General features: G+C 74.1%; 3 protein-coding genes. 1 reads left to right on the top strand and 2 read right to left on the bottom strand.

Going from position 1 to position 3,271, the window contains the following annotated elements; all coding sequences use genetic code 11:
• Positions 1-19 precede the first annotated feature (19 nt).
• Positions 20-619 carry a TetR family transcriptional regulator gene (locus AB0M11_RS41200; RefSeq protein ID WP_365714106.1) on the bottom strand — a complete coding sequence of 200 codons (600 nt, stop codon included), beginning with the start codon at positions 617-619 and terminating at the stop codon, positions 20-22.
• 234 nt (positions 620-853) lie between these two features.
• Between AB0M11_RS41200 and AB0M11_RS41195 the strand changes: the two genes are divergently transcribed.
• Positions 854-2,443: an FAD-dependent monooxygenase gene (locus AB0M11_RS41195; RefSeq protein ID WP_365714103.1), complete on the top strand. Its 1,590-nt coding sequence runs from the start codon at positions 854-856 to the stop codon at positions 2,441-2,443.
• A 40-nt stretch (positions 2,444-2,483) separates the two neighbouring features.
• Here AB0M11_RS41195 and AB0M11_RS41190 read toward each other — a convergent pair whose 3' ends face one another.
• A complete protein-coding gene (locus AB0M11_RS41190; protein ID WP_365714101.1) occupies positions 2,484-2,942 on the bottom strand; it encodes a DUF5707 domain-containing protein in 459 nt (152 codons plus the stop codon).
• Positions 2,943-3,271 lie beyond the last annotated feature (329 nt).

The following is a 3,271-nucleotide window of genomic DNA, read 5'->3' as shown; positions in this document are numbered from 1 at the left end:
GCCCTCGGTGCTGCGTCGCTCAGGGGCTGGGCGCGGTCAGGTACCGCTGCACGGTCGGCCCGAGCCACGCCACGATCTCCTCCCGGGCCAGCGCCACGACCGGCGGCAGCCGCACCACGTAACGGGTCAGGGCGAGCCCCATCAACTGCGCCGCGCACAGCCCCGCCCGCGCGGCCACCTGCTCGGGATCCGGGCACACCCGCTGCGCCACCGGCACCACCTGGTCCCGGAAGATGCCCTGCAGGCGCTCGGTCCCCGCCTTGTTGGTGACGGCGACCCGCAGCACCGCCGTGAGCTCCTCGTTCGCCTCCCAGACGTCCAGGAAGTGGGCCGTCAGCGCCCGCCCCACCTCGGTGCGCGGCACCTGGGACACGTCGGGCATCCGCAGGTCGAGCGCGACGGCGGCCGCGAAGAGGCCGTCCTTGCTGCCGAAGTACCGCATGACCATCGACGGGTCGATCCGCGCGTCCTTGGCGATGGCGCGGATGGTGGCGCGCTCGTAGCCGTCGGCGGCGAAGCGTTCGCGGGCGGCGGCCAGGATGGCGGAGCGGCTGGCGTCGGAGCGGCGTGCCGCCGGGCCACTCGCGGATTCTGTGCCTCTATTGGGGGTGCCGGTCATGCCAACGAGCGTAGGCCCACGAATGTGGGCCCACAAGTGTAGGCCTACAGGTGTTTGCCCACGGGTGTTTGCCCACGGGTGTTTGCCCACGATCGTGTGCCAACGAGTGTATGCCAACAGGTGTTGACCGTGGACGCGGACCGACCTAGTCTGGTCAACAAGCGTTGGTCAACATCCGTTGGCCAACAGGCGTCGGCAACCAGCCAAGCCTTCCCAGGCACCCAGGAGGCCTCCATGACCGGCACGACTGGCACCCCCGGCACCCCCAACGCCCCCCGTACCGCCCACACCGACCGCAGCTCCGAGGCGACCCCCCGTGTGATCGTCGTGGGCTCCGGCCCCACCGGACTGCTCCTCGCCGGTGACCTAGCCGCCGCCGGCGTCCCGGTCACGCTTCTCGAAAAGCGCCCCCACAAAATCAGCAACCTCTCCCGCGCCTTCGTCCTGCACGCCCGCGCCCTGGAGCAGCTCGACGCCCGAGGCCTCGCCGACGACCTGGAGGCGGTCGGCCGGCCCATCGCCCGGATGAACCTCTTCGACGGGCTCACTCTGGACCTCGGCGCCCTCCCCTCCCGTTTCCAGCACGTCCTCGTCCTCCCGCAGTACGAGGTGGAGAAGGTGCTGGAGCGGCGGGCCGTCGAGGCCGGTGTCGAATTCCGGTACGACCACGAGGTGACCGGCCTGACCCAGGACGCGGACGGCGTGACCGTCCACGTCAGGGGCCATGCGGACCTGAGCGCCGCGTACGTCGTCGGCACCGACGGCATGCGCAGCGCCGTCCGGGAGGCGGTCGGGCTGCCGTTCCCGGGCAGGTCGGCGATCCGGTCCGTGGTCCTCGCCGACGTGCTGCTCGCCGAGCGGCCCGCAACCCTGCTCACGGCCGCCGCGGTGGGCGACGCGTTCGCCTTCCTCGCGCCCTTCGGCGACGGCTACTATCGGGTGATCTGCTGGCACCGTGGCCGTGACGTCCCCGACCACGAGCCGGTGGACCTCGACGAGATCAAGGAGATCACCCGCCTCGCCCTGGGCCGGGACTACGGGATGCACGACGCCCGCTGGATGTCCCGGTTCCACAGCGACGAGCGCCAGGTGCCCAGCTACCGGGTCGGCCGGGTCTTCCTGGCCGGCGACGCGGCGCACGTGCACACGCCGGCCGGCGGCCAGGGCATGAACACCGGTCTCCAGGACGCGGCCAACCTGAGCTGGAAGCTCGCCGCCGTGCTGCACGGCCATGCCGCCCCGGACCTGCTCGACACCTACCAGAGCGAACGGCACCCCGTCGGGCGGACGGTGCTGCGCAGCAGCGGCGCGATCGTCCGCCTCGCGATGGCCAAGGGCTGGCAGCTGCCGGTGCGGGCCGCGCTCACCACCGCGCTCGGCCGCGTCGGCCCGGCCCGGCGCAAGGTGCTCGGCCAGGTCACCGGCATCGGCTATCGGTACCCCGCCCCCAGGGGCGCGCACCGCCTCACCGGTGCCCGCGTCCCCGACCTCGCGCTGGCCGGCGGCGGCCGCCTCTACGAGGCCCTGCGCGGCGGCCGGTTCGTCCTGGTCACCCCGGGCTCCCCCGACCCGGCTGCGGACCGCACGCACCGCACGGACCGCAAGGACCGCACGGACCGTACCCACCCCATGGACCGTACCTACCCCACGCACCGCACCAACCCCACGCACCGTACGGACCGCGCCGACCGCCTGACCGTGGTCCGCTGGGCGAGCGACCGCCGGACGACCCTGCTGGTGCGCCCCGACGGCTACGTGGCCTGGGCGGCCGAGGACGCCCAGGCGCCGGACGTCGAGCGGGCGCTCGCCACCCACCTCGGGTGACCGGCGCCCACGGGCGGCGGGCACCGGCACTCGCCCCGGCTCACGCGACGGTGAAGTCCGCGGCCCTGGTGTCGAACGTGGTGTGTCCGTCCTCCGCCGTGGCGAGCACGGCGATGTGCCAGGCGCCGTGCGGGGAGGACGCGGCGTCGGCGGCGGACACCGGAGCCCTGTACACGCACCGGACGGTGTGGCCGCCGGCCGGCGTGCAGGTCGCCGACTCCACCGCGGCCATCTCCCCGGCGGTCAGCCGCTTCTTCGCGAAATCGGACTTCTCCGGCCAGGCCAGCACCTTCAGGCTCTTCACCCCGGACGGCGCGCTGACCTCGGTGGTGAAGGAGAGCGAGCCGTCCCGGCCGCCGTCGGGAGCGGTGTAGTGGACGGCGCTGTGCGCCAGGGCGGGCGCGGGGGCCTGGTCGCCGGCGTAGGCGAGGGCGAAGGCCCCGGCTCCCGCGAGCACGACGGCACCGGCGACCACGGACAGGGCGATACGACGGGACATGGCGAGTTCTCCGTAACTGGCTCAGGCCGGCCCGGACTGTCCGGGCCGAACGGACCGGCGCTCGCTGCCGCGCCGTTGCGTCGATCCTCGCAACGCGCGACCGCCCCGGACGTGAGCCCGGATACTCAACTCGCTCTGGGTGATGCGTACTTCCCGCATGGGTCGGGGGGGGCGGGGGGGGAACCCCCCGGGGGCCCCCCCCCCCGCCCCCGTCACCCCCCCGCCGGCCCGGCCCCGGCCCCGGGCGCCCCCGCAGCGGCGGCGTCCTCCGGGCCGCCGGGGTCAGCCGGATCGGCCAGGGGGTGAGGGTTATCCGGGGCGTCCGTGGC

It is taken from the genome of Streptomyces sp. NPDC051987, from assembly GCF_040680735.1.
GTDB lineage: Bacteria > Actinomycetota > Actinomycetes > Streptomycetales > Streptomycetaceae > Streptomyces.
The sequence above is the reverse complement of the archived record's forward strand: the minus strand, read 5'-3'. Positions and strand labels throughout refer to the sequence as shown.

What these genes read in the sequence shown, in the direction of transcription:
- AB0M11_RS41200 (WP_365714106.1), bottom strand. Translation starts at nt 619, where the DNA reads ATGACCGGCACCCCCAATAGAGGCACAGAATCCGCGAGTGGCCCGGCG.
- AB0M11_RS41195 (WP_365714103.1), top strand. Translation starts at nt 854, where the DNA reads ATGACCGGCACGACTGGCACCCCCGGCACCCCCAACGCCCCCCGTACC.
- AB0M11_RS41190 (WP_365714101.1), bottom strand. Translation starts at nt 2,942, where the DNA reads ATGTCCCGTCGTATCGCCCTGTCCGTGGTCGCCGGTGCCGTCGTGCTC.